Source organism: Streptomyces sp. NRRL B-3229, assembly GCF_000719505.1.
Taxonomy (GTDB): domain Bacteria; phylum Actinomycetota; class Actinomycetes; order Streptomycetales; family Streptomycetaceae; genus Streptomyces; species Streptomyces griseorubiginosus.
This window is the reverse complement of the sequence record NZ_JOGP01000028.1, coordinates 90,040-116,094: the sequence shown is the minus strand read 5'-3', so window position 1 is coordinate 116,094 and position 26,055 is coordinate 90,040. Positions and strand designations below refer to the sequence as shown.

General features: G+C 72.1%; 23 protein-coding genes. 12 read left to right on the top strand and 11 right to left on the bottom strand.

All coding sequences use genetic code 11. The annotated features are described in order from the left end of the window. Positions 1-6: 6 nt before the first annotated feature. Positions 7-897: a LysR family transcriptional regulator ArgP gene (locus IF54_RS0133975; RefSeq protein ID WP_030325891.1), complete on the top strand. Its 891-nt coding sequence runs from the start codon at positions 7-9 to the stop codon at positions 895-897. On the opposite strand, the gene IF54_RS0133970 is transcribed toward IF54_RS0133975, so the two are convergent. Further along, on the bottom strand, positions 880-1,659 hold the full coding sequence (locus tag IF54_RS0133970; protein ID WP_078852196.1) for a TetR/AcrR family transcriptional regulator: 780 nt from the start codon (positions 1,657-1,659) through the stop codon (positions 880-882). The genes IF54_RS0133975 and IF54_RS0133970 overlap by 18 nt on opposite strands. Positions 1,660-1,771: 112 nt before the next feature. Between IF54_RS0133970 and IF54_RS0133965 the strand changes: the two genes are divergently transcribed. Beyond that, on the top strand, positions 1,772-2,992 hold the full coding sequence (locus IF54_RS0133965) for a saccharopine dehydrogenase family protein (RefSeq protein WP_030325885.1): 1,221 nt from the start codon (positions 1,772-1,774) through the stop codon (positions 2,990-2,992). A gap of 111 nt (positions 2,993-3,103) precedes the next feature. Beyond that, positions 3,104-3,358: a WhiB family transcriptional regulator gene (locus tag IF54_RS0133960; protein WP_030325883.1), complete on the top strand. Its 255-nt coding sequence runs from the start codon at positions 3,104-3,106 to the stop codon at positions 3,356-3,358. 118 nt (positions 3,359-3,476) lie between these two features. On the opposite strand, the gene IF54_RS0133955 is transcribed toward IF54_RS0133960, so the two are convergent. The 5 genes from IF54_RS0133955 to IF54_RS0133935 all read right to left on the bottom strand — a co-directional run bounded on the left by IF54_RS0133955 (position 3,477) and on the right by IF54_RS0133935 (position 8,711). Continuing rightward, entirely contained in the window at positions 3,477-3,926 is a 450-nt protein-coding gene (locus IF54_RS0133955) for a DUF6098 family protein (RefSeq protein ID WP_030325879.1), read from the bottom strand. Positions 3,927-3,996: 70 nt separating this feature from the next. Continuing rightward, positions 3,997-5,817 (bottom strand): sensor histidine kinase, encoded by a 1,821-nt coding sequence (locus IF54_RS0133950; protein WP_030325876.1) that lies wholly within the window; start codon positions 5,815-5,817, stop codon positions 3,997-3,999. Then, positions 5,814-6,515: a response regulator transcription factor gene (locus IF54_RS0133945; RefSeq protein WP_051735640.1), complete on the bottom strand. Its 702-nt coding sequence runs from the start codon at positions 6,513-6,515 to the stop codon at positions 5,814-5,816. The genes IF54_RS0133950 and IF54_RS0133945 overlap by 4 nt, the downstream gene beginning before the upstream one ends. A gap of 19 nt (positions 6,516-6,534) precedes the next feature. Further along, a complete protein-coding gene (locus IF54_RS0133940) occupies positions 6,535-7,284 on the bottom strand; it encodes a L,D-transpeptidase family protein (RefSeq protein ID WP_030325873.1) in 750 nt (249 codons plus the stop codon). A 41-nt stretch (positions 7,285-7,325) separates the two neighbouring features. Continuing rightward, positions 7,326-8,711: a M1 family metallopeptidase gene (locus IF54_RS0133935; RefSeq protein ID WP_030325872.1), complete on the bottom strand. Its 1,386-nt coding sequence runs from the start codon at positions 8,709-8,711 to the stop codon at positions 7,326-7,328. Positions 8,712-8,852: 141 nt separating this feature from the next. Between IF54_RS0133935 and IF54_RS0133930 the strand changes: the two genes are divergently transcribed. Then, positions 8,853-9,203, top strand: coding sequence for a DUF488 domain-containing protein (locus IF54_RS0133930; protein WP_030325870.1), 351 nt, complete (start codon positions 8,853-8,855; stop codon positions 9,201-9,203). 64 nt (positions 9,204-9,267) lie between these two features. Here the strand turns inward: IF54_RS0133930 and IF54_RS0133925 are convergent, their stop codons facing one another. Together IF54_RS0133925 and IF54_RS0133920 are read right to left on the bottom strand one after the other, a co-directional pair. Beyond that, on the bottom strand, positions 9,268-10,941 hold the full coding sequence (locus IF54_RS0133925; RefSeq protein ID WP_030325869.1) for an FAD-binding dehydrogenase: 1,674 nt from the start codon (positions 10,939-10,941) through the stop codon (positions 9,268-9,270). Positions 10,942-10,958: 17 nt separating this feature from the next. Next, positions 10,959-11,585 carry a TetR/AcrR family transcriptional regulator gene (locus IF54_RS0133920; RefSeq protein WP_030325868.1) on the bottom strand — a complete coding sequence of 209 codons (627 nt, stop codon included), beginning with the start codon at positions 11,583-11,585 and terminating at the stop codon, positions 10,959-10,961. Positions 11,586-11,715: 130 nt separating this feature from the next. Here IF54_RS0133920 and IF54_RS0133915 point away from each other — a divergent pair, with 130 nt between their 5' ends. From IF54_RS0133915 to IF54_RS0133905, 3 genes are all read left to right on the top strand, one after another. Then, positions 11,716-12,345, top strand: coding sequence for an alpha-ketoglutarate-dependent dioxygenase AlkB family protein (locus tag IF54_RS0133915; RefSeq protein WP_030325867.1), 630 nt, complete (start codon positions 11,716-11,718; stop codon positions 12,343-12,345). A 199-nt stretch (positions 12,346-12,544) separates the two neighbouring features. Beyond that, a complete protein-coding gene (locus IF54_RS0133910; RefSeq protein ID WP_030325866.1) occupies positions 12,545-13,291 on the top strand; it encodes an MBL fold metallo-hydrolase in 747 nt (248 codons plus the stop codon). A 40-nt stretch (positions 13,292-13,331) separates the two neighbouring features. Further along, complete coding sequence (locus tag IF54_RS0133905; protein WP_030325865.1) at positions 13,332-14,573, top strand: DUF4032 domain-containing protein; 1,242 nt, start codon at positions 13,332-13,334, stop codon at positions 14,571-14,573. A gap of 1 nt (position 14,574) precedes the next feature. On the opposite strand, the gene IF54_RS0133900 is transcribed toward IF54_RS0133905, so the two are convergent. After that, a complete protein-coding gene (locus IF54_RS0133900; RefSeq protein ID WP_030325863.1) occupies positions 14,575-15,447 on the bottom strand; it encodes a universal stress protein in 873 nt (290 codons plus the stop codon). A gap of 58 nt (positions 15,448-15,505) precedes the next feature. Between IF54_RS0133900 and IF54_RS0133895 the strand changes: the two genes are divergently transcribed. The 5 genes from IF54_RS0133895 (at position 15,506) to IF54_RS0133875 (ending at position 22,470) form a co-directional block, all read left to right on the top strand. Further along, positions 15,506-15,859 (top strand): VOC family protein, encoded by a 354-nt coding sequence (locus IF54_RS0133895; RefSeq protein ID WP_030325861.1) that lies wholly within the window; start codon positions 15,506-15,508, stop codon positions 15,857-15,859. Between the two features lie 193 nt (positions 15,860-16,052). Then, on the top strand, positions 16,053-17,582 hold the full coding sequence (locus IF54_RS0133890) for an FAD-dependent oxidoreductase (protein WP_030325859.1): 1,530 nt from the start codon (positions 16,053-16,055) through the stop codon (positions 17,580-17,582). Further along, entirely contained in the window at positions 17,579-19,039 is a 1,461-nt protein-coding gene (locus IF54_RS0133885; RefSeq protein ID WP_030325857.1) for an ATP-binding protein, read from the top strand. Before IF54_RS0133890 ends, IF54_RS0133885 begins: the two co-directional genes overlap by 4 nt. Further along, on the top strand, positions 19,036-19,389 hold the full coding sequence (locus tag IF54_RS0133880; protein ID WP_030325855.1) for a UBP-type zinc finger domain-containing protein: 354 nt from the start codon (positions 19,036-19,038) through the stop codon (positions 19,387-19,389). The genes IF54_RS0133885 and IF54_RS0133880 overlap by 4 nt, the downstream gene beginning before the upstream one ends. Positions 19,390-19,527: 138 nt before the next feature. After that, positions 19,528-22,470: a helix-turn-helix transcriptional regulator gene (locus IF54_RS0133875; RefSeq protein ID WP_030325853.1), complete on the top strand. Its 2,943-nt coding sequence runs from the start codon at positions 19,528-19,530 to the stop codon at positions 22,468-22,470. On the opposite strand, the gene IF54_RS0133870 is transcribed toward IF54_RS0133875, so the two are convergent. Together IF54_RS0133870 and IF54_RS0133865 are read right to left on the bottom strand one after the other, a co-directional pair. Continuing rightward, positions 22,467-23,672, bottom strand: a complete 1,206-nt coding sequence (locus tag IF54_RS0133870; RefSeq protein WP_030325851.1) for an SGNH/GDSL hydrolase family protein — start codon at positions 23,670-23,672, stop codon at positions 22,467-22,469. The genes IF54_RS0133875 and IF54_RS0133870 overlap by 4 nt on opposite strands. After that, positions 23,669-26,011, bottom strand: coding sequence for a glycosyl hydrolase family 95 catalytic domain-containing protein (locus IF54_RS0133865; RefSeq protein WP_030325849.1), 2,343 nt, complete (start codon positions 26,009-26,011; stop codon positions 23,669-23,671). Before IF54_RS0133865 ends, IF54_RS0133870 begins: the two co-directional genes overlap by 4 nt. Positions 26,012-26,055: the final 44 nt, after the last annotated feature.

Below are 26,055 nucleotides of genomic sequence, written 5' to 3'. Positions count from 1 at the left end.
GACGTGATGATGACCGAACTGCCTCTGGATCAGGTACGGACGCTGCTCGCCGTGGTCGACGAGGGCACGTTCGACGCCGCGGCGGCGGCCCTGCACGTGACGCCGTCGGCGGTGAGCCAGCGGGTCAAGGCCCTGGAGCAGCGCACGGGGCGGGTGCTGCTGGTGCGGACGAAGCCGGTGCGGGTGACCGAGTCGGGCGAGGTGGTGGTGCGCTTCGCGCGGCAGCTGGCGCGGCTGGAACGGGACGCGCTCGCCGAGCTGGGGATGCCCGGCGAGGGGGAGGTCACCCGGGTCTCGGTCGCGGTGAACGCCGACTCGCTGGCGACCTGGTTCCTGGAGGCCCTGACCCGGGTCCCCGAAAGGGACCGGCTCTGTTTCGAGCTGCTGCGCGAGGACGAGAAGCGGACGGCTGAGCTGCTGCGGGAGGGGGCGGTGATGGCGGCGGTGACGTCCTCGGCGGAAGCGGTGGCGGGGTGTTCCGTACGGCCGCTGGGGCGGATGCGGTACCTGGCGGCGGCGAGTCCCCAGTTCGTCGAGCGGTGGCTCGGCGGGGTGTCGGTCGCCGGGCTCGGGGAGGTGCCGGTGGTCACCTTCGACCGGAGCGACGACATCCAGGACGGGTTCCTGCGGGAGCTGGGTTTCGCCGGTGCGAGCGCGGCGCGCCATGCCGTGCCCACGTCGGAGGGGTTCGTAGAGGCGGTCGCGCTCGGGCTGGGGTGGGGGATGGTGCCGGAGGTGCAGGCGGTCACGCTGCTGCGGGAGGGGCGGCTGGTCGCGCTGGCGCCGGACCGGCCGGTCGACGTCCCGTTGTACTGGCAGCAGTGGAAGCTGGACTCCCCCGCGCTGGCCGCGGTGGCGCAGGCGGTGGCCGCGGGGGCTTCAGCGGCCCTGCGATGACCTGCCGTCGGGTGGCCTGAGGTCCGTTGTGGCTGGTCGCGCGGTTCCCCGCGCCCCAGAAGGGGCGCAACCCAGCTGCTTCTCCACACTGTCGAGGATCATGTCCAGAGCCGTCGGGTAGGCGCTGGTGACCATGCGAACCGCCAGCAGGGGAGCCGCCTCCGCGATACGGGGGTACCGGTCGTCCGGCAGACGGGCATACGTCGAGCGCCACTGGTTCTCATCGGCGTGGAGCGCCGCGCTCGGCAGGGCCAGGGACGCCGCGTCCAGCGCCGCGAAGGCCAGCGTCTGGTCGATGAAGGCGTGGTAGATCCGGACGGTGTCGGCGAGCGGCAAGCCCGCCGTGCGCAGGACGTCGAGGACCGCCTCGTCCGCCGCCAGTTCGTTCGCCCGGCCGGTGACCCGACTCGTCGTCAGCAGGGCGGCCTGCGGGTGGGCCACGTACGCGGCGTGGATGCGCAGGCCCACCTCGCGCAGGTCCCGCCGCCACTCCCCCGCCGGCTCCCAGCCCGCCAGCGCCTGTCCGATCAGTGCGTCCCCGATCGCCAGCGTCAGGTCGTCCATGCCGCGGAAGTAGCGGTACAGCGTGCTCGGGTCGGCGTCCAGGGCAAGGCCCAGGCGGCGGGCGGTGAGACCGGTGCTGCCGTGCTCGCGGAGCATGCGCAGGGCGGTCTCGACAATCAGCCGCTCCGACAGCACCGTGCCGCTCCTGGTGGGCCGGCGACGGCGGCGTTTCTCCTCGGGTACGACGGGCTTGGGCATCACCGGCCTCCTTATGCCAACGCCATTGACCTTAAACGAGCGCACGGCGTTGTATCTCCCGCAGGGGCCCCGTACATCCGCGACCTTCGATCCGAAACAGGGAGTTATCGTCATGCGTGTCCTGCTCGTGGGTGCCGGCGGCGTCGGCACCGCCATCACCCGGATCGCCGCCCGCCGCCCCTTCTTCGACGCCATGGTCGTCGCCGACTACGACCCGGCACGCGCCGAGGCAGCCGTCGCGGCGCTCGGCGAGCGGGCCGGCCGGTTCACCGCCGAGCGCGTGGACGCGAGTGACGAGTCGGCCGTGATCGCCCTGCTGGAACGGCACTCCTGCGACGTCCTGCTCAACGCCACCGATCCCCGGTTCGTCATGCCCCTGTTCCGGGCGGCCGGCTCCGCCGGGGCGACCTATGTCGACATGGCGATGTCCCTCTCCCGGCCGCACCCCTCACGCCCTTACCAGGAATGCGGGGTCAAGCTCGGCGACGAGCAGTTCGCGCTGGCCGAGGAGTGGGAGAAGGCGGGAGGTCTCGCCCTGGTCGGCATGGGGGTGGAGCCGGGACTCTCCGACGTCTTCGCCCGGTACGCGGCCGACGAACTGTTCGACGAGATCGAGGAGATCGGTGTCCGCGACGGGGCGAACCTCACCGTCGACGGCTACGACTTCGCGCCCTCCTTCAGCATCTGGACCACCATCGAGGAGTGTCTGAACCCGCCCGTGGTGTACGAGGCCGACCGCGGCTGGTTCACCACGGAACCCTTCAGCGAGCCCGAGGTCTTCGACTTCCCCGAGGGCATCGGCCCGGTCGAGTGCGTCAACGTGGAGCACGAGGAGGTGCTGCTCGTCCCGCGCTGGGTGGGCGCGCGCCGGGTCACCTTCAAGTACGGCCTCGGCCGCGAGTTCGTCGAGACGCTGAGGACCCTGCACCTGCTGGGCCTGGACCGGACCGAGCCGGTGACCGTGCCGAGCGCCGCCGGGCCGGTCACGGTCTCGCCCCGGGACGTCGTCGCCGCCTGTCTGCCCGACCCGGCGACGCTGGGCGAGCGGATGCACGGCAAGACCTGTGCGGGGACGTGGGTGAAGGGCGTCAAGGACGGTTCGGCGCGCGAGGTGTACCTCTACCACGTGGTCGACAACCAGTGGTCCATGGCGGAGTACGGCAGCCAGGCCGTGGTGTGGCAGACGGCCGTGAACCCGGTCGTCGCCCTCGAACTCCTCGCCGGCGGCGCCTGGTCGGGCACCGGCGTGCTGGGGCCGGAGGCCTTCCCGGCCCGCCCCTTCCTGGAGTTGCTGAGCGCGTACGGCTCCCCGTGGGGCATCCGCGAGCAGTGACCGGGAGGGGTCCCACGGGACCCGTTTGTTTCACGGCGCATCGACAGGTCACCCGAAAGCGAGTAAGGCATGCACGAGGGCACGTACGACTTCGATCGCAGGTGACTTTTGATGGACAACTGGCGAACCCATGCCGCGTGCCGCGATGAGGACCCCGATCTCTTCTTCCCGATCGGCACCACCGGACCCGCTGTGGGACAGACGGAGCAGGCCAAGTCCGTGTGCAGGCGCTGCCCCGTCCAGGAGCAGTGCCTCGAGTGGGCCCTGGAGACGGGACAGGGCATCGGCGTCTGGGGCGGCACCAGCGAGACGGAACGCCGCGCGATGGCGCGGCGGGCGAGTGCCGCACGGAGAAGGTCGGGCTGAGCGGGCCGGATGGACGGCGGGCCCGGTTCAGCGCCAGGTCCGGTTCGGCAACGAGTCCGGACCTGGCGCCGGACCGGGCCCGTTCCCGCGTCGGGAGCCGCTGTCCGGGCCGCCCCGCTCAGGGGCCCGTACGGCGCAGTGGTCCCCAGGCCGTCTCCTGGCCGTCCACCGCGTCCCGTGCCTCGTCGATGACCTGGGGATCGATCCAGCACATCGGCCGCACGTCCGCGACGAGCGGCTCGTTGTCCGGTCCCCGGCCCTGCTCGCACCCCTGGAGCACCCAGGGGCGTACCCCGGGGCCCTTGTCGTGCGGCAGATGGGAGTAGTCGTACAGACGGCGGGCCACCCACAGTCGCGCCGGCCGCCCCTGCCACCACTCCTCCATGTCGAGCGGGTTGGCCGAGAGCCCCGGCAGGGCCAGCCCGGTGAGGTCGTCGGTGCTGGACGAGCGGGCCAGGTCGACCGCGGGGCCGCGCGACCAGCGGACGTACAGCCGCTCGTAACGCCCGGCCAGGTCCGCGAGTTCCGCCAGTGTCCGCACCACCGGCAGCCCGTCCGGCTCGTCCATCTCCGTGACCTCCCTGTCCCTCGCGGTTCTACGGAGTACCCGCAGGCCACGGAGGGAATCGGGGACCTCGCTACGGTGTCGGGCCGCCGGGCAGCCGCAGCGTGAAGACACTGCCCTTGCCGGGCTCGCTCGCCGCGTCGACCGTGCCGCCGTGGGCGGCGACCAGATGGCGGACGATGGCCAGACCGAGCCCGGAGCCTCCGGTACGGCGGCTGCGGGACTTCTCCGCGCGCCAGAACCGGTCGAAGACGTGCGGCAGGTCCTCGGGTGCGATGCCCGAGCCGGTGTCGGCGACCGCCAGCACGACCTCGTCGCCGTCCCGGCGCGCGGACAGGGTGACCGTGCCGTCGGGCGGGGTGTGCCGCAGTGCGTTGGAGACCAGGTTGCCGAGGGCCTGACGCATCCGCACGGGGTCGGCGTCCAGCCACAGCGCGTCCTCGGCCCGGGTGCGCAACTCCACCTGGGCGGCGACCCGGTGGGCCGCCGCCACCTGCTGGAGCAGTTCGTCGCAGCGCACCGGCTCGCGGTGCAGACGCAGCGTGCCGGCGTCGGCGGCCGCGAGGTCCTGGAGGTCGTCGATGACGCGCTGGAGGACGAGCGACTCCTCGTGCAGCGAGGCGAGCAGCGCCGGGTCGGGTTCGACGACGCCGTCCCGGGTGACCTCCAGCCAGCCGCGGATGTTGGTGAGCGGGCTGCGCAGTTCGTGGGCGATGTCGCTGACCATCGCCTTGCGCTGGGCTTCGAGACGCTCACGGCGTTCGGTCAGGTCGTTGAAGGCGGCGGCGAGGATGCCGGTCTCGTCCCGGGTGGTGACGGGCACCCGGACGTGGAGTTCGGGGGGTTGCTGGGCCGCCGCGGTGAGCGCCCGCAGCGGCCTTACGAGCCGGCCGGCGACCAGGGCGGTCGCGGCGACGGTGACGGCGAGCACCAGGGCGGCGGTGCCGACGACCTTGGCCTTGTTGCCCGGGGACATGTCGAAGAGCACGGCAGGGGTGTCCCCGGTGCCGAGGAAGAGTTCGGCCGCGGGTGCCACGTAGGGGTCGAGCTGGGTACGGCGGGCCTCGTCGACGCAGGGCTGAGCCAGGCGCCTCTCCTTGTCGCCGAGTTTTCCCGACAGGGGGTCGCGCGCGTCCACCCCGCCCAGCTCGCTCCCGACCGGCACGGCGATCCCACCGCTCAGTCCGGCCTTGCTCAGGCAGTCCCGGGCGAGCCCCTGGAGCGCCCTGGTCGCCTTCTCCTCCGTCGGGGTGGGGGTGTTGAGGAGTCCGTCGGCGCAGGCGTCGGGCACGTAGGCGGGGGCGGAACCGCTGTCCGGATCGGTGAGGGCCGTCCGTCCACCGGGAATCTTCTTCAGCCGGGTCTCCAGACCGTGCCGGGAGAAGCACAGTTGCCGCTTGCGAGCCAGGGCGGCGACCGTGACACGTTCCTTCTCGGGGAGGCGGTACGGGCCCACCGCTCGCGGGTCGATGCCGGGGATCTGGGCGCCGCGCTCGCTGTAGGTGTCGGTGTGCAGCGGGTCCACGGCGGCGGCCGCGCTCGGTGGCAGGGACGTCCCGCGCGGCGCCGAGTCGGCGATGACCCGGCGGTCGGAGGTGGTCAGGGCGATGCGCCGGCCAGTCCGCTCGGACAGTCTCCGCACAGTGGCGGCCACACCGGTCCAGTCGGGATGGGTCGCCGCGTACCCGCTGAGGTCGGCGAGGACCTCCATGTCGTCGGCGAGCGCCTGGCCCTGTTCCTCGCGCAGGGCCTGGGTGGTGGTGGCCACGGCCAGCCAGGCCGTCGCGGCCACCGAGCACACGGCGATGAGCCCGGACGTGATCAGCAGCCGCACCAGCAGCCGTTTGTGCAGGGGTATCCGGACGCTCGCCCGTTGCCTGCGCCAGGGGGTCATCCGCGACCGCCGCTCAGCTTGTAGCCGACGCCGAACACCGTGAGGAGCCGGGCCGGGCGGCGCGGATCGGCCTCGATCTTGCGGCGCAGGTTCATGATGTGCACGTCCACGGCCCGTTCGGTGGAGGCCCGGTCGGTGCCCCGGGTCACCTCCAGCAACTGCCGCCGCGAGAAGACCCGTTCGGGCTCGGCGGCCATGGCGAGCAGGATCTCGAACTCGGCCGGCGTGCACTCCACCGGGGTTCCGTCGCAGTGGACTTCGTGCCGTACGGGGTCGACGGCGAGGTCACCGGCGCGCACGACGGGGTCCTCGCGCGGTCCGGCGGCCACGTTCCGGCCGCTGCGTCTGAGGACGGTCCGGATGCGGGCCATCAGCTCACGCGGGCTGTACGGCTTGGTCATGTAGTCGTCGGCGCCCAGTTCCAGGCCCAGCAGGACGTCGTCCTCGGCGGAGCGGGCGGTGAGCATCACGACGGGGATGTCGGCGTCCCGGCGCAGCACCCGGCACACCCCGAAGCCGTCGATCACGGGCAGCATCAGGTCCAGGACGACGAGGTCGGGGGCGGTCCGCCGGGCCGCGTCCAGGGCGGCCCGCCCGTCGTGGACCACGGTGGCGGTGTGCCCCTCCGCGAGCAGGGACCGCCGTATGAGTTCGGCCTGCATCTCGTCGTCCTCGGCGACCAGCACATGTGCGCACACTCGGCGGATCCTAGGCGCTTCAGCGGGCCAGGGAGGTGCCGTCGCCCATGACGACGACCGGGTGGAGGCCGGGGTCCAGGACGCGGAGCAGTTCCTTCATGTGCTCCTCGGAGACGCTCACACAGCCGTGGGTGGGGCCGCCGTGGTCGACGTGGAGCCAGATCCCGCCACCACGGCCCGTGCCCATCGGACGGGTCCAGTCCAGAGGGGAGGTGCCGGGCCGCCGGTTGTAGTCGATGGCGATCACGTAGTCGAAGGATCCGGCCAGCGGCTCGCCCTCGAAGCCGGTGCCGGGTGCGGTGAAGCTTCCGGAGCGGTCGTACGGCAGCTTCGTGCCGGGGTTCTTCAGCAGTCCTCCGGCGTCGGTGAGGGTGTAGACGCCGATCGGTGAGCGCAGGTCGCCCGCGAGGTGGTGGGCGGTCCAGCCCTTGAGGGCGTTGTGCGCGGGCCAGCTCTCGCCGGCCCGCCAGCCTGCCTCGGTGCGCTGGTGGAGGACCACGGTCGAGTCCGAGGAGTCGCGGCCTTTTCCGGTGACGACGACGACCTGCCGGGCGTCGTCCGGTACCTTCGCCCAGGTCTTCGGGCCGAGGCCCGGTATCTGCTGGGGAGCCACCTCGACGGAGATCTCCGGAGAGGGCGTGGGCACCGGCTCCGGAGTCTCGCGCACGGGCGCGGGCGCGCCCTCCGTACTGGCCAGGGCACCGCCGCCGCATCCGGTCAGAAGCAGGGATGCGGCGAGCAGGGCCACGTGGGTTCTGCGTGTGATCATGAGGCGACTCTGACGGACAGTTGTAAGAAACTCGTCAGGTTCTAGGGCCGGTTCGGCTTGCCCGGGGTGTAGAGCCAGGTCTTGAACAGTCCGTCAAGCTTCTTCCCCGAGACGTGCTCCGCCAGTCGCTCGAACTGTGCGGTGGTGCCGTGGCCGTCGCGGTGTCCGCCGGCCCAGGCGCGCAGGATCCCGAAGAACGCCCGGTCGCCCACGGTCGTGCGCAGCACGTGCAGGGTCATGGCGCCGCGGGCGTAGACGGGGGTACCGAAGATGTTGCCGCCACTGCCGGGATTTCCGGGCGGGAACTCCCACAGGTCGTCGCTCGTGGGCTTCGCATACAGGTCGTCGAAGGCCTTCTGCGCGCTGTCCCCGCCGTGCTGCTCGGCGTACAGCCACTCCGCGTAGGTCGCGAAGCCCTCGTTGAGCCAGATGTCCTTCCACGAGGTCAGCGACACGGAGTCGCCGAACCACTGGTGGGCGTTCTCGTGGACGAGGGTGCTCAGGTCGGGCGCCCGGTCGTAGACGGGACGGGACTGGGTCTCCAGCGCGAAACCGACGTTCGGGGCACGGTCCACGATCGAGCCGGCGGCGCGGAAGGGGTAGCGCCCGAAGAGCTTGCTCTCCCACTCCAGGACGGAGGGCAGCTTCTTGAGGACGGGGGCCGCGGCGGCCGCCTCGCGCGCGTCGACGGCGTTGTAGACGCGGATGCCGTCGCGGGTGGTGAACTGCTCGACCTTGAACTTCCCGACGGTCGCGGTGGCCAGGTAGGCGGCCATGGGCTCGCTCTGGCGCCACCGGAACGTGGTCTTCCCGTGCGCGGTCCGCTGGGAGCGCAGCACGCCGTTGGCGACCGCGGTGCGCCCCTTGGGCACGGTGATCGTGAAGTCGTACGACGACTTGTCCTTGGGGTGGTTGTTCGCCGGGAACCAGCTCATCGCACCCTGCGGCTCCCCGGCGACGAAGGCGCCGTCGTCGGTGGGGATCCACCCGTCGAGCGAGCCGTCCGGGTCTTTGACGGGGCCCGGCTTGCCCTTGTAGGTGACCGTGACGGAGAAGCGCTCGCCCTTGCTCAGGGCGTGCCGCGGGGTGACGACGAGTTCCTGTCCGTCGCGGCGGAAGGCGGCCTTGGCGTGACCGACCGTCAGACCGGTGACGGTCAGTCCCTTGAAGTCGAGGTCGAAGCGGGTCAGGCGCTGGGTGGCGCGGGCGGTGAGGACCGCCTTGCCGTCGAGATGCCGGGTGCCGGGGTCGTAACCGAGCGTCAGGTCGTAGTGCTCGACGTGGTACCCGCCGTTGCCGGCGAGCGGGAAGTAGGGGTCTCCCACTCCCTTGGAACCCGTCGCCGCGGGTGCCGCGGCGCCGATCAGGGCCACGAGGGCGACGGGGGTGGTGACGAGGACGAAGGTGCGTCTGGCGGCCTTCGGCACGTGCGCTCCTACAGATGGGGGGCGAATGGTCGCCTCACCCTAAAGGCCGGGCACGATGCGACTCACCCATGATCAGGTCAAGTCGCGGCAGGTCGGACAGTACGCTCCGGGCACACCCTGCACTTCGTCGAGAGGCCTGCCGTGAGCGTGCGCGTCCGCCGTGTCTACGACCCGCCCGAGCCCGCGGACGGCGTCCGCGTCCTGGTCGACCGGCTGTGGCCGCGCGGCCTGTCGAAGGACGCGGCCCGCGTGGACGAGTGGCCGAAGGCACTCACCCCGTCGACCGAGCTGCGCCGCTGGTACCACGCGGGCGAGGGCTCCTACGAGGAGTTCGCCGAGCGGTACGAGGCGGAGCTGGCCGCGCCCGAGGCGATCGAGTCCCTGGACCGGCTGCGGGAGTCTGCGCACCAGGGCGACATGACCCTGCTGACCGCGTCGAAGACACCGGAACAGAGCCACGCCACGGTGCTGGTAGGGCTGTTGGGGTCCTAGGTGGGCCGCGGGGAGTGGGACGCGGCGGGGCGGACACCTGGTGTGTGCCCCGCCGCCGCAGCCCCTAGCCGACCTGCTTCGCCGCCGCCCGGCCCGCCGCGCGGCCGGAGAAGAGGCAGCCGCCGAGGAAGGTGCCCTCCAGGGCGTTGTAGCCGTGGACGCCGCCGCCGCCGAAGCCGGCCACCTCGCCCGCCGCGTACAGGCCTTCGAGCGGCTTGCCGTCGGTGCCCAGGGCGCGGGAGTCGAGGTCGGTCTGGATGCCGCCGAGGGTCTTGCGGGTCAGGATGTGCAGCTTGACGCCGATCAGGGGGCCCGCCGCGGGGTCGAGGATGCGGTGCGGGGTGGCGACCCGGCCGAGGCGGTCGCCGATGTAGCGGCGGGCGTTGCGGATGCCCTGCACCTGGGCGTCCTTGCTGTAGGAGTTGGCGATCTGGAGGTCACGGGCCTCGATCTGGCGGCGGATGGAGGCCGCGTCGAGGAGGGCCTTGTCCGTGAGGCCGTTCATCTTCTCGACGAGTTGCTCCAGGTTCGGGGCGGTCACGAAGTCCGCGCCCTTGCGCAGGAACGCGTCGACCGGCCCGGGCGCGCCCTTGCCGAGGACACGCTCCTTGAGGAAGCCCGCGCGGTCCTTGGCGGTGATGTCGGGGTTCTGCTCGGAGCCGGAGAGGGCGAACTCCTTCTCGATGATCTTCTGGGTGAGGATGAACCAGGAGTGGCCGTGCTCCGCGATGTCCTCCGTGGTGCGCAGGTGCCGGAGGGTGCCGAGGGTGTCGTAGCCGGGCAGGCACGGCTCGGGCAGTCGGCGGCCTAGGGCGTCGAACCACATCGAGGACGGGCCGGGCAGGATGCGGATGCCGTGGCCGGGCCAGATGGGGTCCCAGTTCTGGAGGCCCTCGGTGTAGTGCCACATGCGGTCGCGGTTGACCAGGCGGACGCCTGCGTCCGCGCTGATGTCGAGCATCCGGCCGTCGACGTAGGCGGGCACGCCGGTGACCATCTCGGCGGGCGGGGTGCCGAGCCGCGCGGGCCAGTAGCGGCGGACGATGTCGTGGTTGGCGCCGATGCCCCCGGTGGTGACGACGACGGCCTGGGCGGTGAGTTCGAACTCGCCGATCGGGTCGCGGTTGGAGGCCACCCCGCGCGCGGAGTCGTCCTGGGCGAGAACTGTCCCGCGCACGCCCCGCGCGGTGCCGTCCTCGACGACGAGCTCGTCGACCTGGTGGCGGTGGTGGAAGGTCAGCAGTCCGTCCCGCGCGGCCTGCTTGGCGTACCTGGCGAACGGCTCGACGACACCGGTGCCGGTGCCCCAGGCCACATGGAAGCGCGGCACGGAGTTGCCGTGTCCGTGCGCGGTCAGGTCGCCGCGCTCGGCCCAGCCGACGGTGGGCAGGAACTTGATGCCGTGCCCCTCCAGCCAGGACCGCTTCTCCCCGGCCGCGAACTCGACGTAGGCGCGCGCCCAGCGCACCGCCCAGGAGTCCTCGTCGTCGACGCGGTCGAACCCGGCGCTGCCCTGCCAGTCGCTCCAGGCGAGGTCGAAGGAGTCCTTGACGCCGAGGCGCCGCTGTTCCGGGGAGTCGACGAGGAAGAGCCCGCCGAACGACCAGAAGGCCTGGCCGCCGAGGTTGGCGGCGTTCTCCTGGTCGACCAGTGCGACCCTCTTGCCGCGGCTGGTGAGTTCGTGCGCCGCGACCAGGCCCGCGAGCCCCGCTCCGACGACGATGACGTCGGCATCCATGGCGACCGTCCCTTCCCTCATACGGTGGTGTCGCTGCCGTCGGTGAGCAGCGCGGTGAGCAGTTGCCTGAGCCAGCCGCGGGCCCGCTCGAGGTCCCCGTCCAGCAGCAGTTGGACGGTGACCCCGTCGTAGGCGGCGACCACGGCGTGGGCGGCCCCCTCCGCGTCGACCAGCACGGCGGGCAGCGCGGCTTCCCCACGCGTGCGTGCCAGCCGGTCGGCGATCGCCCGCCTGAGCCGCGCCCGGTGTTCGAGCAGGGTGCGGGCGACCTCGGGGGCGCGGGCCGCGTGGACCAGGAAGTCGGTCTTGACCAGCAGCCAGTCCCGGTCAAGGAGCAGCACCTCGGTCACCCGGTCGACGGCGGCCGGCACGTCGAGTCCCGGTCCGTCGAGGGCGAGGGCTCCGGCGACCTGTTCGGCGATCAGGTCGGCGCGCTGCTGGTAGAGCGCGAAGAAGAGTTCGTCGAGGCTGCCGAAGTTCGAGTAGAAGGCGCCCCGGCTGTAGCCGGCGGCCTCGCAGACCTCCTCGATCGACACCCGGCCGAAGCCCTTGGCGGCGAAGACCGCGAAGGCCGCGTCGAGGAGGTTGGCACGGGTGCGGACCCGGCGCTTGGTCACGCGCCTGGCCGTCTCTTCCACCGCCATGTCCGCCTCCATTCGATACACGAATGTATCCGATACACCAATGTATCGAAAGAGGCGGGCGCACGGGAAGGCCGAACATCTCGACAGATCCCATGGGAACAGATTTTCGAATCAGGAGTACGCTGGATTCATGACCCCGCACCTCCAGGGCTCCCTCTTCGACCAGACCGACCAGCTGCGGCTCGGCTCCCTCGACAGGATCCGCCGTACCGCGCTCGGCCTCGGCGCCTGGATCGACGTACTGCCCGGCTGGCTCACCGCCTCCGACACCCTGTTCGAACAGCTGGCCCACGAGGTGCCCTGGCGGGCGGAGCGCCGCACGATGTACGACCACGTCGTCGACGTACCTCGGCTGCTGGCCTTCTACGGCGTGGACAACGTCCTGCCGCACCCCGTGCTGGAGGAGGCGCGCGCGGCACTCGGCGCGCACTACGCCGGCGAACTCGGCGAGCCGTTCACCACGGCGGGGCTGTGCTACTACCGGGACGGCCGGGACTCCGTCGCCTGGCACGGCGACCGGGGCGGCCGGGGCGCGAGCCACGACACGATGGTCGCGATCCTCTCCGTGGGCGCTCCGCGCGACCTGCTGCTGCGGCCGGCGCGCGGCGGGGGCGAGACGGTACGGCGACCGCTGGGCCACGGCGACCTGATCGTGATGGGCGGCTCCTGCCAGCGCACCTGGGAGCACTCGGTACCGAAGACCACGCGCGCGACGGGACCGCGGATCAGCATCCAGTTCCGCCCGCACGGCGTGCACTGAGGCGGAGAGGCGGCCGCTTCGGGGCACGCGGGGGCTGCCTCCGGCGGACGGTGCCGGAGGCAGCCCCGTCCCGCCGGGAGCAGGGGCCCGAAGTGCGGGGGAAGTTGAGCGCTGGAGGACCGGTACCCGCCGCTCCGGATCGGCTGAGCGTCTGCTTTGCTGTGTGCCGTCGGGCAGGTACTCAGCGGGCGGGGCGATCATGAGCGCGGGCGTGCAGCAAGTCGCGGACGGCACCTATCTGGTGCACGGCAGCAACACCAACTGGGTGATCCTGACCGAGGGAAGCTCCGCCACGCTCGTCGACACCGGCTACCCGGGCGACCGGGAGCAGTTGCTCGCCTCCCTGACCGAGGTGGGCAGTTCACCGGAGGCGGTCACCGCCGTCCTGATCACACACGCCCACAACGACCACCTGGGCTCCGCCGAGTACCTGCGCACCGCCTACGGCACGCCGGTCTATCTGCACGAGGCCGAAGTGCCCCACGCGCGGCGGGACTTCCTGCACCAGGTGTCCGTGGGGACGGTCCTGAAGAACGGCTGGCGGCCCGGTGTGCTGCCGTGGGCGGTGCACGCGATCCGCGTGGGCGGCACGGCCCATGTGCCGGTCGCCTCCCCGCAGCCGTTCCCGGCCGAGGGCGCCCTGGACCTGCCCGGCCGTCCGGTGCCCGTGCACACGCCGGGCCACACCGACGGGCACTGCGCCTTCCACCTTCCCGAGCGCGGGGTGCTGATCTCCGGCGACGCCCTGGTGAGCGGCCACGCCACGTCCCGGGTCAAGGGGCCCCAGCTGCTGCCGGACATGTTCCACCACGAACGCCCGCGTGCCGTGGCCTCCCTGGACGTCCTCGCCGAACTGGAGGGCGACGCCCTGCTTCCCGGGCACGGTCCTGTGCACCGCGGTCCGGTCCGTGAAGCGGCACTTCAGGCGCGGGACCGCGCGCTCTAAGGTGAGGTGACGATCACCGGCCGGACAAGGACACCGCACCATGGCACTGCAGATCAGCGCGACGAACCCGGAGCATCCCGCGCTCCTGCTCGAACTGCCCTGGCACGTGCCGCTGGAGGAGTGGCCGGAGGAGGTCCTGGTCCCGCTGCCGCGCGGTATATCCCGGCACGTGGTGCGTTACGCGCGCGCCGGCGACGAGGTCATCGCCGTCAAGGAGCTGGCCGAGCGCCCGGCGCTGCGCGAGTACGAGCTGCTCCGCGACCTGGACCGGCTCGGCATCCCGGCCGTCGACCCGCTGGCCGTGGTCACCGGGCGCACCGACACCGACGAGGCCCCGCTGGAGTCGGTGCTGGTCACCCGGCACCTGGGCGGCTCGATGCCGTACCGCTCGATGTTCGAGACGACCATGCGGCCCGCCACCATGCACCGCCTGATGGACGCCCTGGCCGTTCTCCTGGTCCGGCTGCACCTGGCGGGGTTCGCCTGGGGCGACTGCTCCCTGTCCAACACGCTGTTCCGGCGCGACGCGGGCGCCTACGCCGCCTACCTGGTGGACGCCGAGACCGGTGACCTGCATCCGCAGCTGAGCCCCGGGCAGCGGGACTACGACCTGGACCTCGCCCGCGTCAACATCAGCGGCGAGCTGCTCGACCTGGAGGCCTCGGGGGCACTGCACCCCTCCGTGGACGCCATCGAGTTCGGCATGGAGATCTGCTCGCGCTACGGCAGCCTGTGGGACGAGCTGACGCGCAGGTCGGTGTACCCGGCGGGCAAGTACCACTTCATCGAGCGCCGGATCCGGCGGCTGAACGACCTCGGCTTCGACGTGGCCGAGATGCAGATCGAACACGCCCCGAACGGAGACTCGGTCACGTTCGTGCCGAAGGTCGTGGACGCCGGCCACCACCAGCGCCAGCTGCTGCGCCTGACCGGCCTGGACACCGAGGAGAACCAGGCCCGGCGGCTGCTGAACGACCTGGAGAGCTGGATGGCCACCCAGGACGACTACGCCCCGGGCGACCCGCTCGGCGCCCGCCCGGAGGTGCTCGCCCACCGGTGGGTGCGGGACGTCTTCCGGCCGACCGTGCGGGCGGTGCCACCGGAGATGCGCGGCTCGATGGACCCGGCCGAGATCTACCACGAGCTGCTCGAACACCGCTGGTACCTGTCCGAGCGGGCCCAGCACGACATCGGGCTGGACACGGCGGTCGAGGACTACATCACGAACATCCTTCCCAAGGCCCGCGAGACGCTCCAGCCCACCCCCGCCACCGCCGAGTGACTCAGCTGTGCGGCACCACCGCCACCGGGCAGTCGGCGTGGTGCAGGACGCCGTGCGCGACCGAGCCGATGCGGGCGCCGACGGCGGTACGGCGGGCCCTGCGGCCGACGACCATCAGCTGCGCCCGTACCGACATCGACAGCAGCACCTGGCCGGCGCTGCCCATCTCCACGTGCTCGGCGACCGGCACCTCGGGGAAGCGCTCCCGCCACGGCTGGAGGGCGGCGGCCAGGGCCTTCTTCTCGTACGGCTCCAACCCGCCGGCCTCGTCGAGCAGTTTGAGCGAGCCGGGGCTGTAGGCGAACACCGGCGGCAGGGTCCAGGCCCGCACGGCACGGACCGTGGCTCCCCGGGCGGCCGCTGTCTCGAAGGCGAACCGCAGGGTCTCGGCGCTGTCCTCCGGGTCACCCTCCTGACCGACGACGATCTCGTGCCCCGCGGCCTCCGCGGTGCCCTGGTCGCCCGCGCGGACCAGGACGACGGGCCGGGTCGCCTCGGCGATCACCTGCCGGCCGACCGAGCCCAGCAGGAAGCCGACCACGGGGCCGTACCCGCGGGAGCCCAGCACCAGCAGTTCGGAGTCGGCCGCGGCGGCGACCAGCACGTCCACGCTGCCGCCCTCCACCAGGTCGGTGTCCACCTCGAGGCCGGTGTGCCGCCTCGTGACGGCCCGCACGGCCTCGGCCATCGCGTCCCGCGCCCAGTTAGCCTGCGTGTCCCGGTCGCCGGCGTCGATCCCCTCGTACGACTGGAACCGCCAGGCGTGCACCACCCGCAACCCCGTACCCCGCCGGACCGCCTCCCGGGCGGCCCAGCCCAGTGCGGCGAGGCTCTCCTCGGTTCCGTCGATGCCTGCGGTGATCGGGCCGGGCATGCGGTGGCCTCCTTTTATCGCGGTGACGTAGGACCCCAGTCTTCACTACGCTGCCGGAATGACCTTGGAATGGGAGCAAGTGATCGTGGATTCGGCCGACCCCGCAGCCCTCGGGCGCTGGTGGGCCGAGGCGCTGGGCTGGGTGGTGGTCGAGGACTCCCCCGACGAGTTCGAGATCCGTCCCGAGAAGGACCGGATCCCGGGGCTGCTGTTCGTGCCGGTGCCGGAGGCGAAGACCGTCAAGAACCGGCTCCACCTCGACTTCCGGCCCGACGACCACGAGGCCGAGGTCGCCCGCTTCCTGGCCCTGGGCGCACGGCACGCGGACATCGGGCAGGGCGAGCAGTCGTGGGTGACGCTCCTGGACCCCGAGGGCAACGAGTTCTGCGTGCTGGGCCAGCGCCGGGCCTGAACCGCGCTGCCGCGGCCCGGGCGGCGCCGAGCCCGACGCACGCTTTCGCGTGCCGGGCCGGCGCCGGGCCTGCCCCCGGCAGGGTCCGTCATCCCGGCGCGAAGCCGGGCGATCGAACATACGATGGGCGGGACCGGGCCGGTGACCACGGGGGGCGCCGTGCCCCCACGGACCGCCCGGGGTGGGGAGACGTATGGCACAGGCCGCCGAATCGGCGCGGACCGTCATCCTGACCGTGGACGACGACCCGGGGGTCTCCCGTGCCGTCGCCCGCGACCTGCGGCGGCGCTACGGCGAGTCGTACCGGATCGTGCGCGCGGAGTCCGGCGAGTCCGCGCTGGAGGCGCTGCGGGAGCTGAAGCTGCGCGGCGACCTCGTGGCGGTGATCCTGGCCGACTACCGCATGCCGCAGATGAACGGCATCGAGTTCCTCGAACAGGCCCTGGACGTGTATCCGGGGGCCCGCCGCGTGCTGCTGACGGCGTACGCGGACACCAACGCGGCGATCGACGCGATCAACGTCGTCGACCTCGACCACTACCTCCTCAAGCCCTGGGACCCGCCCGAGGAGAAGCTGTACCCGGTCCTCGACGACCTCCTGGAGGCGTGGCGGTCCAGCGACTACCGGCCCGTCCCGGCCACCAAGGTGATCGGACACCGCTGGTCGGCCCGCTCCTCGGACGTCCGGGAGTTCCTGGCCCGCAACCAGGTGCCGTACCGCTGGTACTCCACCGACGAGCCCGAGGGGCAGCGGCTGCTGACCGCCGCGGGGCAGGACGGGCAGCGGCTGCCGGTGGTGATCTCGGAGGGGCTGCGGACCGTGCTCGTGGAGCGCTCGGCGACCGGCGGGCAGGCCGGACAGAGCTCCCGGATCGAGAACTACCTGGGCTTCCCCGACGGTGTCTCCGGCGGTCAGCTCACCGACCGGGCCCGGCGGCAGGCCACCAAGTTCGGCGCCGAGATCCTCACCGCCCGTGAGGTGGCGGGCCTGGAGATCAACGGCGCGGCCCGTACCGTGCGCTTCTCGGACGGGTCGGCGGTGGCCGCGCACAGCGTGATCCTGGCGACCGGTGTCTCCTACCGGCAGCTGGAGGCGCCCGGCTGCACGGACCTGACCGGATGCGGGGTGTACTACGGCTCGGCGCTGACCGAGGCGGCCTCCTGCCAGGGTCAGGACATCTACATCGTCGGCGGCGCCAACTCGGCCGGGCAGGCGGCCATGTACCTGTCGCGGGGCGCCAAGTCGGTGACCCTGCTGGTGCGCGGCCCCGACCTCGCCGCGTCGATGTCGTACTACCTGATCCAGCAGATCGAGGACGCCCCCAACATCTCGGTCCGCGCGCACACCGTCGTCGAGTCCGCGCACGGCTCCGACCACCTGGAACAGCTCACCCTGCGCAACACCCGGACCGGGGAGACCGAGCGCGTCGACGCGCAGTGGATGTTCGTGTTCATCGGCGCGGCTCCGCTGACCGGCTGGCTGGACGGCACGGTGCTGCGCGACGAGCACGGGTTCATCCTGGCCGGGCCGGACCTGACTCCTGACGGCCGGCCGCCGGCGGGCTGGGAGCTGGACCGGCCGCCGTACCACCTGGAGACCAACATTCCGGGCGTGTTCGTCGCGGGCGACGCGCGCGCCGAGTCCGCGAAGCGGGTCGCGTCCGCCGTCGGAGAGGGAGCCATGGCAGTGATGCTCGTCCACCGGTATCTGGAGCAGTCGTGAGCGGGCAGCTGATGCCGTGCAGCCCCGGGGAGATCGGGTCGCTGTTCCTGTTCGAGAAGCTGTCCCCCGAGCAGCTGGGGCAGTTGTGCGCGGCGGGGCGGGTCGAGAAGTTCGAGCCCGGTCCGGTGTACGCCGAAGGTGAACCGGCCACCTGCTTCTACGTGATGATCGAGGGCACGATCGTGCTCTCCCGCCGGGTCGGCGGCGACGACATCGAGATCAACCGCACCTCCCAGCGCGGGGTCTACGCCGGATCCATGCAGGCGTACCTCGGTGACCGGGTGCAGCAGACCTACAACGGCTCGATGCGGGTCACGGAGCCCTCGCGGTTCTTCGTCCTGCCCTCGGAGACGTTCGCGGCCTTCATGCAGGAGTGGTTCCCGATGGCCGTGCACCTGCTGGAGGGGCTGTTCTTCGGTTCGAAGAACACCCAGCGGGCCATCGGGCAGCGGGAGCGGCTGCTGGCGCTCGGCTCCCTGTCGGCCGGACTGACCCATGAGCTCAACAACCCCGCCGCGGCGGCCGTGCGGGCCACGGCGACCCTGCGCGAGCGGGTGGGCAAGATGCGCCACAAGCTCGGCATCATCGCCCAGGGCTCGTACAGCCCCGAGGTGATGGCGAACCTCATCGACATCCAGGAGCGCACGGCCGAACGCGTCGCCAAGGCACCGACGTTGAGTCCGCTGGAGGCCTCCGACCGGGAGGACGCGCTCGGCGACTGGCTCGACGACCACGGCATCCAGGAGGGCTGGCGGATCGCGCCCACCTTCGTGCAGGCCGGGCTGGACGTCGACTGGCTGGACCAGGTCGCGGCCGCCCTCGACGAGGAGATGCTGCCGAACGCGATCGGCTGGCTCAACTACACCGTCGAGACCGAGCTGTTGATGGACGAGATCAACGACTCCACGGCCCGCATCTCGCACCTCGTCGACGCGGCCAAGCAGTACTCCCAGCTGGACCGGGCGCCCTACCAGGTGGCCGACGTCCACGAACTCCTCGACAGCACGCTGCTGATGCTGTCCGGGAAGATCGGGCAGCAGATCAAGGTCGTCAAGGAGTACGACCGGACCCTGCCGAGGATCCCGGCGTACCCCGCCGAGCTCAACCAGGTGTGGACGAACCTGATAGACAACGCGGTGCAGGCCATGAACAGCGTAGGCGGGGAGGGGACGTTGACCGTCCGGACCGCGCTGGAGCACGACCGGCTGCTGGTGGAGTTCCGGGACACCGGGCCGGGGGTGCCGGCGGATATCCGCGGGCGGATCTTCGACCCCTTCTTCACCACCAAGCCGGTCGGCGAGGGGACGGGGCTCGGGCTCGACATCTCCTGGCGGATCGTGGTCAACAAGCACCACGGGACGCTCCAGGTGGAGTCGACGCCCGGTGACACCCGCTTCCAGGTGCTGCTTCCGCTGACCGCCGCGGACCCCGACGACACGACCGAGGAGCAGGAGTGACCGACATCAAGGGGATCGACCCGAGCGTGCCGCCGAGCGGGGACGGGTGCGTGGAGTGCGACGCGGCGGGCGGATGGTGGTTCCACCTGCGGCGGTGTGCGCAGTGCGGGCATGTGGGGTGCTGCGACTCCTCTCCCGGTCAGCACGCGAGCGGGCACTTCCGGGAGACCGGGCATCCGCTGGCGCGGAGCTTCGAGCCGGGTGAGGAGTGGTTCTGGAACTTCGAGACGGAGGAGATGTTCGAGGCGGGGCCGGGGTTGGCTCCGCCGGTGAGTCACCCGGAGTCTCAGCCTGCGCCGGGGCCTGCGGGGCGGGTGCCGGCAGATTGGGCTCGGACGTTGCGCCGATGAAGTCGGGGTCGTCTGTCCGATGGCGGCTGCGGACGCGTCGTGGCTGGTCGCGCCCACGCGGCGGAGCCGCAAATCGACACAGCCCCGCGCCCCTGGGTGGCTCATTGCGCTGTCAGTGTCGAGTGCCAGGATGTTCTTGTGTCGCAGATCTCCAGCAGTACGCCGATCATCGGACGGGACGACGAGCTTGCCGGGCTCTTCAGTGTGCTGGAGCGGGCCAGGGGTGGGGAAGCCCGGGCCGTGCTCGTCGCCGGGGATGCCGGGGTCGGTAAAACGCGGCTGCTGAACGAGGTCACGGGGCAGGCCACTGCGGACGGAATGACCGTGCTCACCGGGCACTGTGTCGATCTCGGGGACGTCGGGTTGCCCTACCTGCCGTTCACCGAGGTGTTGGGGGCGGTCGCGCAGGACGAGCGGTTCGCGTCGGCGCTCGGTGCGTATCCCGTGGTGGAGCGGCTCATGGGGGGCGGCTCCGCCGACGAGGCCGGTGACCGGCTGCGGCTGTTCGAGGGGATAGCCGGGCTGCTCGCCGATCTCGCGGACATCGCTCCCCTGCTCCTGGTCCTGGAGGATCTGCACTGGGCCGACCAGTCCTCGCGGGATCTGCTGCGGTTCCTGCTCAGCCGGGGGATCCTCCAGCGGTCGGCGGGCGGGGCGCCCACCCATCGGCTGGCCGTGCTCGCCTCCTATCGCGCCGACGACCTGCACCGGCGGCATCCGCTGCGGCCGCTGCTCGCCGAACTCGTACGGCTGTCGGCCGTGGAGCGGCTGGAGCTGCGGCCGATGCCGGACGCCGAGGTGGCCCGGCTGGTGCGGGCCCTGCGGGACGGGCCGCTGTCCGACACCACCGTGCGGCGGATCGTCGAGCGGGCCGAGGGCAACGCCTTCTACGCCGAGGAACTGCTCGCCGCGACCGGGAGCGGGGACGGCGGAGTGCCCAGTGGGCTCGCGGATGTGCTGCTGATCCGCTTCGAGCAGCTGTCCGACACCGCTCAGCAGGTGCTGCGCACCGCCGCCGTGGCCGGGCGGCGCGTCGAGCACGACCTGCTGCGGGACGCCGTAGGACTGCCGGAGGAGGAGTTGGAGGGGGCGCTGCGGGAGGCCATCGGGCGGCAGCTGCTGGTGCCGGGTGAGGGGGACACCTACGCGTTCCGCCATGCCCTGGCCCGGGAGGCCGTGTACGCCGATCTGCTGCCGGGTGAGCGGGCGCGGTTGCACGGGGCGTTCGCCCGGCTGATCGAAGGGCGCGGGCCGCGGTCCGAGAGCGCGGCGGAGCGGGCCCACCACTACCGCGAGAGCCATGACCTGGCGTCCGCGCTCGCCGCCTCGCTGGAGGCTGCGGACCACGCCCAGCGGGTGGGGGCGCCCGCCGAGGAGCTACGGCATCTGGAGGCGGCCCTGGATCTGTGGTCGGCGGTCGAGCCGTCGGCGCGGCCCACCGGCGAGGGGGTGGACCGGGTCCGGCTGATGCTGCGGGCCTCGGCCGCCGCCGCGCACACCGGAGAACTGCACCGGGCCGTCTCGCTCACGCGGGCCGCGCTCGCCGGTGCCGGCCAGGAGGCGGACTCCGAACTCGCCGCCCGGGTGCGGTACACCCTTGCCGGCAATCTGATGACCGTCGACAACCTCACCGCGGCCTTCGCCTACAGCAGCGAGGCGCTGGCCATGATCCCCGCCGAGCCCCCGTCGCGTACCTGGGTCTGGGCCGCGGCGACGCACGTGCTGGCCGCCCGCCATGTCGGGGAGAACGAGACCGCGCGGCGGGTCGCCCGGCAGGCCCTGAGCAGGGCGGAGGAGCTGGACGTGGCCGACGCCCAGGCGGATCTGCTGATCTCCCTGGCGGTCATCGAGGGCGACGGCCGCCGCTCGGTGGAGGGGCGGGAGCGGCTGCGGCGGGCGCGGGACCTGGCGCGCAGCTCCGGCAACGCTCCGGTGGAGATGCGCGCGCTGTTCAACCTCGCCGTCGGCACCTACGAATCCGGGCACCTCGAGGAGTGTCTGCCCTGGATCACGGAGGGACTCGACCGCGCTCGCCGGGCCGGGCTGCTGTCGTCGCCGTACCCGATGGAGATGCGCTATCTCCAACTGCTGGTGCTGTACACGCTGGGCCGCTGGGACGACTGTGTCCGGGCGGCGGCGAGCGATGCCGAGGTGCTGCCCGCGGCCGGGGGGTACAGGGTCGGGCCGGCGCTCTACGTGGCGCTCGCGCGCGGTGACTTCAGGGCCGCCGACCGGGCTCGGAGCCTGTTGGAGGGGCCGTTCGACTGGATGGCCGCGCTGGTCGCGGGCATCGCGCTGACCGAGGCGGCGGCACTGCAAGGCGACGCGGAGGCCGCTGTGGAGCGGATGCGGTCCACGGTCGACGTCCTCACCGACGACGCCGGAACGCGTCCCCACGTCACCGTCCGGCTGGCGGCCCTCGCCCTGTCCGCTGTCGCCGACCGGGCCGCCGACCTGCGTCTCAAGGGGGACCAGGAAGGGGCGCGTCGGTGGGCGGAGACCGCGGGCGAGCTGGTGGAGACCGCCCGGGCCCTCGCCGTGCACGGTGGGGTACCGCAGGGTCCGGAAGGTCAGGCGTGGCTGGCGCGGGCGGAGGCGGAGTGGAAGCGGGCCGTGTCGGGGCCCGATCCCGAGGCGTGGGCGAAGGCGGTCGCCGCGTTCGACTTCGGTGACGTGTACGAACCGGCGCGCTGCCGGCTGCGGTACGCGGAGGCCCTGCTCGCGGCCGACCGGCGTGCGGAGGCCGCGGTCGAGGCGCTGGCCGCTCGTGAGGTGTTCGCGCGGCTGGGCGCCAAGCTGCTCCTTGAGCGGGTGGACGAGCTGATCCGGCGCGGCCGGCTGGCCGAGGCCCCGGCCTCCGGCGCGTCGCTGCTCACGGCGCGTGAGCAGGACGTGCTGCGGTTGCTCGCCCGGGGGCGCAGCAACCGGCAGATCGGCGAGGAGCTGTTCATCACCGGCAAGACGGCCAGTGTGCATGTCTCCAACATCCTCGCCAAGCTGGGCGCGGCGAGCCGCACCGAGGCCGTGGCCGTCGCCTACCGGCAGGGGCTGATCGTCCCGGAGACGGCGGTCCGTGACTAACGGCGCTCGCACTCCAGGGAGTTGAGGTCGACGGAGTCCGCCATGGCCTGCATCCCCTTGTCGTTGGGATGGATGTGGTCCCCGCCGTCGAGGAACGGGAGCATCCGCTCGGGGTCGTAGGGGCTGCGCAGGACGCGGTCGAAGTCCGTGACGCCGTCGAACTCCTTCCGGTGGCCGCGGATGAAGTCGTTGACCTGCTGCCGTACGGCCTCGGCGGCCGGGTCCCACTCGGACCAGCCCTTGAAGGGGGCGATGGTCGAGATGACGACGCATTTCCCGGCGTCGTGGGCCCGGTCGACGATCTGGCGGTAGCCGCCGACGAGGTCCTGCGCGGTGACGCCGCTGTGGGCCTTGAGGTCGTTGACGCCCTCGAAGAGGAACACGGTCCGTACGCCCGGCTGGGACAGGACGTCCCGGTCGAGCCGGTTGAGTGCGCTGGGCCCGCCGCCGTCGGCCAGTACCTTGTTGCTGGAGATCCCCTCGTCGGCCACGCCCTTGACGGTGGTGTGCGCCTTCTGGAGGCGGCGGGCGAGGTAGTCGGGCCAACGGCGGTTCCGGTCGTCGGTGGAATGCCAGCCGTCGGTGATGGAGTCGCCCAGGGCGACCACGGCACCGGTGGCGCCCGGCGTGCGCACCGAGACGGCGTCGAGGTAGAACCAGGACCCGATGGTGTCGGTCCAGTGGGCGCCGCTCTCCTCGTCGGTGTGGTCGCCGTGGGTGGCGTACGAGGTCTGAAGGGCCATGCCGTGGCCGGTGACCGGGCCGGCCGCGTCCGGGGTGTGGAGGCTGACGACCAGGTCCGAGCCGGCGGGGAGGCTGCCCGGCAGCGGGTCGCTGTACACGGTGGAGCCGGGTTCCACGACCGTGGAGGCCGAGCCGTCGAAGGTGAGCCGGCGGTTGCTGCCGCGTACCAGGTCGGGTCCCTTCAGCTGGAGGCCGGCGTAGACGCTGTCGAAGGTCACCGGGCGGTCGCCGAAGGCGTTGGAGAGCCGCACGCGCGGGTCGCGGCCGCCGGCGCTGGTGTGCACGACCATGCGGTAGCCGCGGTCGGCGGTCGAGTCGCCGATGCGGTAGGCACTGGCGCCCCAGGTGATCACACCGTCGGGCGGGCCGACCGCGGCGAGGGAGGGGGTGGCCTGGAGCATGGCAGCCGCGACCGTGACGGCGAGCAGGCGGGCGCGACGGACGGTCCGGCGCCTCATCGGCCGAACCCCCTCAGGGTGACGGCCGCCCCCGGCTTCAGCGTCACCGTCCGGGTGCTTCCCGCGTGGGCGACCGTCGTGGTGCGGCCGCCGGTACTGCGGATCCGGGCTTCGGTCGGCTTCCCCTCACGCCAGTGCAGGTCCACGACGAATCCGCCGCGGGCCGGCGCTCCGGTGAGGGAGCCGGCGGCGGCCCAGGCGTCGGGCAGGGCGGGCAGGAGTTCCAGGTGGCCGGGGCGGGAGTACAGCAGCATCTCGATCATCGCTGCGGGAGTACCCAGATTCGCGTCGATCTGAAAGATTCCGCGGCCCTTTTCCACTTCGTAGATGTCGAAGAGGTTGAAGGCGGTGCCGTTGCTGCCGCCGGTGGAGGGGCGGAGGTTGGTCGCCACCAGCCGGTATGCCTTGTCCGCGTCCTTCAGCCTGGCCCAGCACAGGGCGCGCCAGGCGTTGGCCCAGCCGAAGCTCTCCATGCCGCGGGCGGTGAGCAGGGCGGTGGCGCCCTCGACGAGGTCCGCCGGGGTGGAGCCGTCGGGGCGGATGCGGTCGCCGGGGAACAGCCCGACGAGCGGGGACAGATGGCGGTGGGTGGTCTCGCCGAGGTTGTCGGGGGACATCCACTCCTCCAGCCAGCCGGTGGTGGGGCTGACCTCGGGGAGGTGGAGGCGCCTGCGGAGGCCGGCGATCGTGGCGGCGAACCCCGCGTCCTTCTTCAGCTCGGCGGCGGCCGTGCAGTAGTTGCCGAACAGGGTCCACACGAGTTCCTGGGCGTAGGTGATGCCCTTGGCGTCGAGGGGACCGTGCTCGGGCGACCAGTCGCTGTCGGCGACGAGGACCTCCCGTGCGGTGCCGGGCAGGGTCATGGGCAGCAGCCGTGCCTCCCAGAACTCACAGGCGCCCTTCAGCAGGGGGTAGATCTTCTCCAGATGGGCCCGCGAGGCGGTGAACTCGTAGTGCTCGTAGAGGGAGTTGCACAGCCAGGCGTTGCCCGCCGGGTGCCACCACCAGCCGCCGCCGCCGAAGGGATTGGTGGAGATGGCGACCGTCCAGCCCGCGTTCCTTCCGGTCGAGTTGCGGTAGCGGTTGCGGGAGTCGTTGAACAGCCTGCGGGTGAGGTCGGTCCAGGACGGGAGTTGGGCCACGCAGTAGTCGGTGAAGGCGTCGAAGCACGCGGAGAGGCCGGTCCGGTCGGCCGCCCAGTAGTTCATCTGGAGGTTGATGTCGGTGTGGTAGTCGCCCATCCAGTCCGGGTCGTTGCCGTCGAGCCACAGTCCCTGGAGGTTGAGGGGCAGACTGCCGCGTGACCCCGCGATCATCAGGTAGCGGCCGAACTGGAGGTACTGGGCCTCGAGTTCGGGGTCGGGCATGCCGTCCCGGGCGCGCGCCCGGAGTCGCTCCCAGGTGTCGAGGGACCGCTGGTCGGCGGTGGAGGTGCCGAGGGAGAGACCCAACCGCCCGTACAGGGCGTGATGGTCGGCGGTGTGGGTGCGGAGCAGGGTGGCCGCCGGGTGCCGGGCCGCCGCCCGGACCTTGGTGCGGGCGAGCCGCTCGGGGTCGAGGGACGGGTCGCGGAAGCCGGCCGCCGCGTCGGGCGCGTAGTCGGTGCCGCCGCTGAGCACCACGGTCAGGTCCCGGCATCCGGCGAAGGTGATGTCAGGGCCGTTCACCCGGACGCGGCCGCCGCTGCCGTACGCCGTGATCGCGGCGCCGTAGCGCAGCCCGTTCGGGAGGGTCGCCCCGAAGGAGACCGCGGGCTGTTCACCGTGTGTGCCCTCGAGGGTGATGGTGCCGGTGTAGTGGCCTCCCCCGCTCTGGGTGAAGTGCAGGACGATGACGTCGTCGGGGTGGCTGGCGAAGATCTCCCGGTGGTAGGTGACACCGGAGCGGACGTACGAGGTGCCGTTGACGCCCCGGTCGAGGTCGAGGGTGCGGCGGTAGCCGGAGACGGTGGACAGGTCGTGGTCGGGGAGGTCCACGGTGAGCCGGGCCAGCAGGGTGAAGGACCCGAAGTCCTGGCGGCCGTAGGGGAACTGGCCGTCGGCGTCGAGGGTGTCGTTGAGGCCGCCGGTCCACATCGTGGCGTCGGTGACGAGGAGCAGTTCGCGGCCGGGGTCGTTGCTCGCGAGGGCGCCGAGGCGCCCGTTGCCGACGGGCAGGCCCTGTTCGAGCATCGAGTGCTCGTCGGCGGGGGCCTGCCACCAGAGCCGGTGGCGCGGGTCGGTGTCGAGGGCGGCTTCGGCGGCGGGTCTCCGGGGTGCCGCGGTGGCTTGGAAGACCGGCAGGGCGGCGAGCGCGGCGGTCAGTCCGAGAACACCGCGTCGGGAAGGGGCGGGGGGCATGGCGGCTCCTGGTGGCTCGGTCAGGACATGACTCGGTCAGGACA

Bases quoted from the DNA above. Each gene is read 5' to 3' on its own strand.
- IF54_RS0133905 (WP_030325865.1), top strand. From the start codon at position 13,332: ATGGCACTGCAGATCAGCGCGACGAACCCGGAGCATCCCGCGCTCCTG.
- IF54_RS0133890 (WP_030325859.1), top strand. From the start codon at position 16,053: ATGGCACAGGCCGCCGAATCGGCGCGGACCGTCATCCTGACCGTGGAC.
- IF54_RS0133940 (WP_030325873.1), bottom strand. From the start codon at position 7,284: ATGATCACACGCAGAACCCACGTGGCCCTGCTCGCCGCATCCCTGCTT.
- IF54_RS0133900 (WP_030325863.1), bottom strand. From the start codon at position 15,447: ATGCCCGGCCCGATCACCGCAGGCATCGACGGAACCGAGGAGAGCCTC.
- IF54_RS0133920 (WP_030325868.1), bottom strand. From the start codon at position 11,585: ATGGCGGTGGAAGAGACGGCCAGGCGCGTGACCAAGCGCCGGGTCCGC.
- IF54_RS0133915 (WP_030325867.1), top strand. From the start codon at position 11,716: ATGACCCCGCACCTCCAGGGCTCCCTCTTCGACCAGACCGACCAGCTG.
- IF54_RS0133970 (WP_078852196.1), bottom strand. From the start codon at position 1,659: ATGCCCAAGCCCGTCGTACCCGAGGAGAAACGCCGCCGTCGCCGGCCC.
- IF54_RS0133955 (WP_030325879.1), bottom strand. From the start codon at position 3,926: ATGGACGAGCCGGACGGGCTGCCGGTGGTGCGGACACTGGCGGAACTC.
- IF54_RS0133865 (WP_030325849.1), bottom strand. From the start codon at position 26,011: ATGCCCCCCGCCCCTTCCCGACGCGGTGTTCTCGGACTGACCGCCGCG.
- IF54_RS0133975 (WP_030325891.1), top strand. From the start codon at position 7: ATGATGACCGAACTGCCTCTGGATCAGGTACGGACGCTGCTCGCCGTG.
- IF54_RS0133950 (WP_030325876.1), bottom strand. From the start codon at position 5,817: ATGACCCCCTGGCGCAGGCAACGGGCGAGCGTCCGGATACCCCTGCAC.
- IF54_RS0133910 (WP_030325866.1), top strand. From the start codon at position 12,545: ATGAGCGCGGGCGTGCAGCAAGTCGCGGACGGCACCTATCTGGTGCAC.
- IF54_RS0133870 (WP_030325851.1), bottom strand. From the start codon at position 23,672: ATGAGGCGCCGGACCGTCCGTCGCGCCCGCCTGCTCGCCGTCACGGTC.
- IF54_RS0133895 (WP_030325861.1), top strand. From the start codon at position 15,506: ATGACCTTGGAATGGGAGCAAGTGATCGTGGATTCGGCCGACCCCGCA.
- IF54_RS0133965 (WP_030325885.1), top strand. From the start codon at position 1,772: ATGCGTGTCCTGCTCGTGGGTGCCGGCGGCGTCGGCACCGCCATCACC.
- IF54_RS0133960 (WP_030325883.1), top strand. From the start codon at position 3,104: ATGGACAACTGGCGAACCCATGCCGCGTGCCGCGATGAGGACCCCGAT.
- IF54_RS0133925 (WP_030325869.1), bottom strand. From the start codon at position 10,941: ATGGATGCCGACGTCATCGTCGTCGGAGCGGGGCTCGCGGGCCTGGTC.